Origin of the sequence: Mesorhizobium sp. M2A.F.Ca.ET.039.01.1.1, assembly GCF_003998035.1 — a bacterium.
GTDB lineage: Bacteria > Pseudomonadota > Alphaproteobacteria > Rhizobiales > Rhizobiaceae > Mesorhizobium.
In genome coordinates, this window is record NZ_RZRY01000334.1 from 1 (window position 1) to 6880 (window position 6880).

Genomic DNA, 6880 nt, shown 5'->3' on the forward strand with positions numbered 1-6880 from the left:
GGCAAAACATGCAATAACGTGCACAAATAAATAGGATCGTGCATGCTCACCGAAGAACGCCACCAACTCATTCGCGACCAGCTTGCGGCGGACGGAAAGGTGCTGGCCGGCGAACTCGCCAGCCGTTTTGGCGTCTCGGAAGACACCGTGCGCCGCGATCTCAGGGAGCTCGCCAAGGCCGGGCAGTTGCGCCGGGTCTATGGCGGCGCGGTCGCCTCGGCGCCCTTCGCCGCCGCCACGCTCAGCCAGCGCAGCGGACATGCGGTCGAGGAGAAGACGCGCCTGGCGAAAGCGGCAGTGGGGCTGCTCGTGGCGGGGCAGTCCCTGTTCATCGATGGCGGCACGACCAATGAAGCCATCGCCAGGGCAATCCCGCGCGATATGGAACTGACCATTGCCACCAATTCGCTGGGGGTCGCCTCGGCGCTGGTCGATCGTCCTCTGGTCGAACTGATCGTGCTCGGTGGCCGCTATGTTCCCGATCTCGGCACCTGCGTGGGCGCCGATACGCTGGCCGCCGTGGCCCAGCTTGGCGCCGATCTGTTCTTTCTGGGCTCCTGCGGTCTGGATGCCGCGCGCGGCGTCACCGCCTTCGATTCGGCCGAAGCTGAGGTGAAACGCGCCATGGCGAAAAACAGCGCCGGCATTGTCATTGCCGTCACCAACGACAAGCTTGCGACTGCTGCGCCGTATCGTGTCGCCGGCGCCGATGCGATCCGCCATCTCGTGGTGGAAAAGACCGCGCCTGCCGCCACGCTCGCCGATTTCCAAAGCCAGGGCGCGCAAATCCACTTTGCCTGAGCGGAAGCGCGCCTGTGTGAGCGCTTGCCTTGACAAAGCCGGCCTCTCATGCGCTTTTCGCGCCAATTTTCGAGCCGGGCTGGTGCCCGCAACTTCCGGACTTTGCCCATGACCACGCATCGTTACCGCAGCCACACCTGTGCCCAGTTGAGAAAGAGCGACGTCGGCAATTCCGTCCGCCTGTCGGGCTGGGTGCATCGCGTGCGCGACCATGGCGGGCTGCTCTTCATCGATTTGCGCGACCACTACGGCCTGACCCAGATCGTCGCCGATCCGGATTCGCCGGCTTTCAAAGTCGCCGAGACCGTGCGCGGCGAATGGGTGATCCGCGTCGACGGCGAGGTCAAGGCGCGGCTGCCGGAGACGGTGAACGCCAATCTGCCGACCGGCGAGATCGAGATTTTCGCGCGCGAGATCGAGGTGCTGTCGGCCGCCAAGGAACTGCCGCTGCCGGTGTTCGGCGAGCCCGAATATCCCGAGGATATCCGCCTGAAATACCGCTTCCTCGACCTGCGCCGCGAGACGCTGCACCGCAATATCGTGGCGCGGACAAAAATCATCGCCGAGATGCGCAAGCGCATGGGCGAGGTCGGCTTTACCGAATTCTCGACGCCGATCCTGACCGCGTCCTCGCCGGAAGGCGCGCGCGACTTCCTGGTGCCGTCGCGCATCCATCCCGGCACCTTCTATGCGCTGCCGCAGGCGCCGCAGCAGTACAAGCAGCTGATCATGGTGTCCGGCTTCGACCGCTATTTCCAGATCGCGCCCTGTTTCCGCGACGAGGACCCGCGAGCCGACCGGCTGCCCGGCGAATTCTACCAGCTCGACCTCGAGATGAGCTTCGTCGAGCAGGACGACGTGCTCTCCACCATGGAGCCGGTGCTTCGCGGCGTCTTCGAAACCTTCGCCAACGGCAAGCCGGTAACCCAGAAATTCCGCCGTATTCCATATGACGAGGCGATGCGCACCTATGGATCCGACAAGCCGGACCTGCGCAACCCGATCGAGATGCAGGCGGTCTCGGATCATTTCCGCGATTCCGGCTTCAAGGTCTTTGCCAACATCCTGGCCAACGATGCGAAGGCCGAGGTCTGGGCCATTCCGGCCAAGACCGGCGGCAGCCGTGCCTTCTGCGATCGCATGAATTCCTGGGCGCAGGGCGAGGGCCAGCCAGGTCTCGGCTATATCTTCTGGCGCAAGGAAGGCGAAAAACTCGAAGGCGCCGGTCCGATTGCCAAGAACATCGGCGAGGAGCGCACCGAGGCGATCCGCCAGCAACTCGGCCTTGCCGATGGCGATGCCGCCTTCTTCGTCGCGGGCGATCCGAAGAAGTTCGTCACCTTCGCGGGCGCTGCGCGCACCCGCGCCGGCGAGGAGCTGAACCTCGTCGACCGCGAGCGCTTCGAGCTGTGCTGGATCGTCGACTTCCCGTTCTTCGAATGGAACGAGGATGAGAAGAAGATCGATTTCGCCCACAACCCGTTCTCCATGCCGCAGGGCGGCATTGACGCGCTGAACGGCCAGGAGCCGCTCGGCATCAAGGCGTTCCAGTACGACATGGTCTGCAACGGCTTCGAGATCGCGTCGGGCGGCATCCGCAACCATCTGCCGGAAACCATGGTCAAGGCTTTCGAGATGGTCGGTCTGGATCGCGCGACTGTGGAAGAGCGCTTCGGCGGCCTCTATCGCGCCTTCCAGTATGGCGCGCCGCCGCATGGCGGCATGGCGGCCGGCGTCGACCGCATCGTCATGCTGCTCGTGGGGGCCAAGAACCTGCGCGAGATCACCATGTTCCCGATGAACCAGCAGGCCTATGACCTCTTGATGAACGCGCCGTCCGAAGCGACCCCGCAACAGCTGCGCGAGCTGTCGCTGCGCGTCTCGGTTACGAAGAAGGAAGGCTAGGACTCCCAGCCAAGCCTTTCTTTCCTCTTAAGAAATCGGCCGACAAAAAAGCCCGGCATCACTGCCGGGCTTTCGTTTGGAGCTGACGTGTTCGATCAGTCCTGGTTCGCCTTGACCTTGACGCCGAGCGTCTTGGGCAGGTCGAGCGGGTTGGACATGGCGCCGGCCATGATCAGCGCGAACGGTACCGACGACGGAGGCTCGGCCGAGATTTCCAGGCTCTTCGGATCGTCGAGGAAGGTGTTGACCGCCGACGAGACTTCCGCCGTCAGCTCGGGATTGTTGAGCTGCGCCATGCCGAACGGCACGATCGCCTTGGCCTGGTTGGCGACATCCTTGGCCGACATGCCCTGCTGCTTGCCGACATAGTCGAGCACCTTGCCGGTGAGCGAATCGTCCTCGAAACGCACCGAGGCGCCGTTGAAGGAAAGCTGCTGCATCAGTCCGAGCATGGCCATGCCTTGCGCGGAATTGTCCGCGCCTTCCGGCTGCGAGGCGAGCTGCTTCTGCATCGCCTGCATCGACTTGATGAAATCGACCGTGTAGCCGCCGAGGTTGAAGGTCATGCCGAGCGTGCCGGCATTCTCGACCGAGATGTCATATTTCGACAGCTCCATCTTGCCGTCGCTCGGCTGCCATGTGCCGGCCATGGCAATGTTGCCCGAGATGTTCTGGTAGCCGAGCGCCTCGATCGCTTCCTTCGACTTGGGGTCGTCGATCAGCGACAGGTCGGCGGTGAATTTTTCGGTGTTGGCGGTGAAGTCCATCGCCTTGCCGTCGGCCGGCGGGGTGATCTGGACCGCAAGCCCGTCCATCGCGAAGGCCGTCTTGTCGCCGACCTTGACCGTCATGTTGGAGAGCTCCGCCGATTTGTACATCATCAGCGAGCCGAGCGGATCGGTGCTGCCTTCGGCCGGGACCTTCATGTCGTGGATGATCACCGGGCTGAGGTCGAGCGTCACGCCGTCCTTGCTGTGTTCGAAGGGCGAGGTCGAGACAGTGGCGATCGCATAGCCGCCATTGGCCTCGGTGACCCCTTCCAGCTTTACGTCGCCGATCGGCAGCGCTTCCTTCTCGGCCGCCGGCTTGATGGAAACACCCTGCAGCACGGCGTTCGAATCGTCGCCCGAGACACCGGTCCAGGAAATCTCGACGCCCTGGGCGGCAAGGGCTGCCTTGATACGCTCGGCCACCGCCGGATCGGCGGCGAAGGCCGCATTGAGAGGCAGCGTCAGCAGAAAGGTCGAAAAAGCCAGTTTCTTGAGCGTCGAGCGTTGGATTGTCATGGCGAGTTCCCTGTCCTGATTTGGCTATGATGAAAATTGTTCTGACACCTGCTCCATCACCATTCCGTGACGAACGGGACGGGAAGAAGGCATTTTCCGGCAGATGTGTCGAAAATGGCGACGAAAAGCAAACGCCGGCCGGCAGTCATTGCGCGATGCGGTGAATTTGTCATGAAGATCGCGGCTTTCCTCCGCCAGCGCGTTGCATGCCAGATAGAGGCCGCGTGTAACGAGTTGATGTTGGCCGGCCTCATGGTGCCGTCGCGGCCTGTTGCAGATCGGTGGCAAATTGCAGCCGCCTCCCGGGCGCTTCCGTGAAGCCCTTCACATCGCCGGTTGTGTGTTCGTAGCCGCGACCAAAGCGCCGATGTTCACGCGACGCTTGCCGCGAATCACCCGCTCGGCTAGTCCAAAACCATGGGAAAGAGGCTTTTGCCGCCCGATGACAATGGCGGCGGCGACAAAATCGAACCGGTCGATCTGAAGGAAGCGCTTGAGCGGCGCTATCTCGCTTACGCGCTGTCGACCATCATGCACCGGGCACTGCCGGATGTGCGCGACGGACTGAAACCGGTCCATCGCCGCATCATGCATGCCATGCGGCTGCTCAGGCTCAACCCCGATCAGGGTTTCGCCAAATGCGCCCGCATCGTCGGCGACGTGATGGGCAAGTTCCATCCGCATGGCGACCAATCGATCTACGACGCGCTGGTGCGCCTGGCGCAGGATTTCTCGATGCGCTACCCGCTGGTCGACGGGCAGGGCAATTTCGGCAACATCGACGGCGATAACGCCGCCGCCATGCGCTACACCGAAGCGCGCATGACGGAGGTGGCGAGCGAGCTGCTTGCCGGCATCAATGAAGACGCCGTCGATTTCCGCCCGACCTACAATGAAGAGGACGAGGAGCCGTCCGTTCTGCCGGGCGCCTTCCCGAACCTGCTCGCCAACGGCTCCTCGGGCATTGCCGTCGGCATGGCGACCTCGATCCCGCCGCACAACGCCGCCGAACTCTGCGACGCCGCTCTCCATCTGATCGAACATCCGGAAGCGCCGGTGGCGAAGCTGATGGATTTCGTCCAGGGGCCGGATTTCCCAACCGGCGGCATCATCGTCGACAGCCGCGCCTCGATCCTCGAAGCCTATGAGACGGGCCGCGGCGGTTTTCGCGTGCGCTCGAAATGGGGGCAGGAGGATCAGGGCAGGGGCACCTGGAGCATCGTCGTCACCGAAATCCCTTACGGCGTGCAGAAGGCCAGGCTGATTGAGAAGATCGCCGAGCTCTTGATGGCGCGCAAGCTGCCGCTGCTCGAAGACATCCGCGACGAGAGCGCCGAGGACATCCGCATCGTGCTGGTGCCGAAGAGCCGCACCGTGGATCCCGGCCTGCTGATGGAATCGCTGTTCAAGCTCACCGAGCTCGAAAGCCGCTTCCCGCTCAACATGAACGTACTGTCGCGCGGCAAGGTGCCGAACGTGCTCTCGCTGAAAGGCGTGCTGAAGGAGTGGCTGGACCACCGTCGCGACGTTCTGGTCCGCCGCTCGAAATACCGGCTGGGCGAGATCGAGAAGCGGCTGGAAATCCTTGCCGGTTACCTGATCGCCTATCTGAACATCGACGAGGTGATCAGGATCATCCGCGAGGAGGATGAGCCCAAGCAGGTGATGATGGCCCGCTGGTCGCTCACCGACAACCAGGCCGAAGCCATCCTCAACATGCGCCTGCGCGCCTTGCGCAAGCTGGAAGAGATCGAGATCCGCAAGGAGTTCGACGGGCTCACCGCGGAGAAGAAGCAGATCGAGGCGCTGCTCGCGTCCGACGCCAAGCAATGGGCGACGATCAAGTGGGAAGTCACGCAGCTTCGCGACAAGTTCGGCCCCGAGACCGAGCTCGGCAAGCGCCGCACCCAGTTCGCCGACGCGCCGGAGCACGATCTCACCGACATCGCGCATGCCATGATTGAACGCGAGCCGGTCACGGTCGTCGTCTCGGAAAAGGGCTGGCTGCGCGCCATGAAGGGCCACCTGACAGATTACTCGCAGCTCGCCTTCAAGGAAGGCGATAGCCTGAAGCTGGCCTTCCATGCCCAGACCACGGACAAGATCCTGGTCTTCACCACTGGCGGCAAGTTCTACACCATCGGCGCCGACCGGCTGCCGGGCGGGCGCGGCCATGGCGAGCCGATCCGCATCATCGTGGACATGGAGAACGACCAGGACATCGTCACCGCTTTTGTCCATGATCCGAAGCGCAAGCTGCTGCTGGTATCCTATGACGCCAACGGCTTCATCGTTTCGGAGGAAGAGGTCGTCGCCAACACCCGCAAGGGCAAGCAGGTCATGAACGTCAAGGCGCCGGATGAGGCCAAGCGCTGCATTCCGGTGGCGGGCGACCACCTCGCCATTGTCGGCGAGAACCGCAAGATGCTGGTCTTCCCGCTCACCGAAATCCCGGAAATGGCCCGCGGCAAGGGCGTGCGCCTGCAGAAATACAAGGACGGCGGCGTGCTGGACTTGAAGACGTTCACACTGGAGACCGGGCTCTCCTGGCAGGATTCGGCCGACCGCACCTTCACCAAGTCGCGCGAGGAGCTCGCCGAGTGGATCGGTACCCGCGCCGCCGCCGGCCGCATGGTGCCGAAGGGCTTCCCGCGGACGGGGAAGTTCGGGTAGCGCAGCGCTAATCTCCCCCCTCGAGGGGGAGATGTCGCCGAAGGCGACAGAGGCGGTCGCCGCGCGTGAAGCGCCAACCTTCTCTGTTGGCGAACGGCGCCAGCGCTCCACGCGCGGCGACCCCCTCTGGCCTGCCGGCCATCTCCCCCTCAAGGGGGGAGATTCCTAGACATTTGGACTATCGTCACGATTGCTGCACTATGATGGTGCATAAG

Annotated in this window: 4 protein-coding genes; 3 read left to right on the forward strand and 1 reads right to left on the reverse strand. The window is 63.3% G+C overall.

All coding sequences use genetic code 11. From position 1 onward, the window contains the following. Positions 1 to 42 precede the first annotated feature (42 nt). Entirely contained in the window at positions 43 to 801 is a 759-nt protein-coding gene (locus EOA24_RS22675) for a DeoR/GlpR family DNA-binding transcription regulator (protein WP_126061166.1), read from the forward strand. Between the two features lie 108 nt (positions 802 to 909). Continuing rightward, positions 910 to 2706 carry an aspartate--tRNA ligase gene (gene aspS, locus EOA24_RS22680; protein ID WP_126082967.1) on the forward strand — a complete coding sequence of 599 codons (1797 nt, stop codon included), beginning with the start codon at positions 910 to 912 and terminating at the stop codon, positions 2704 to 2706. Positions 2707 to 2801: 95 nt separating this feature from the next. Here the strand turns inward: aspS and EOA24_RS22685 are convergent, their stop codons facing one another. Further along, positions 2802 to 3992, reverse strand: coding sequence for a hypothetical protein (locus EOA24_RS22685; RefSeq protein ID WP_126082966.1), 1191 nt, complete (start codon positions 3990 to 3992; stop codon positions 2802 to 2804). A 417-nt stretch (positions 3993 to 4409) separates the two neighbouring features. On the opposite strand from EOA24_RS22685, the gene parC reads away from it, so the two are divergent. Beyond that, entirely contained in the window at positions 4410 to 6665 is a 2256-nt protein-coding gene (gene parC / locus EOA24_RS22690; RefSeq protein ID WP_126082965.1) for a DNA topoisomerase IV subunit A, read from the forward strand. Positions 6666 to 6880 lie beyond the last annotated feature (215 nt).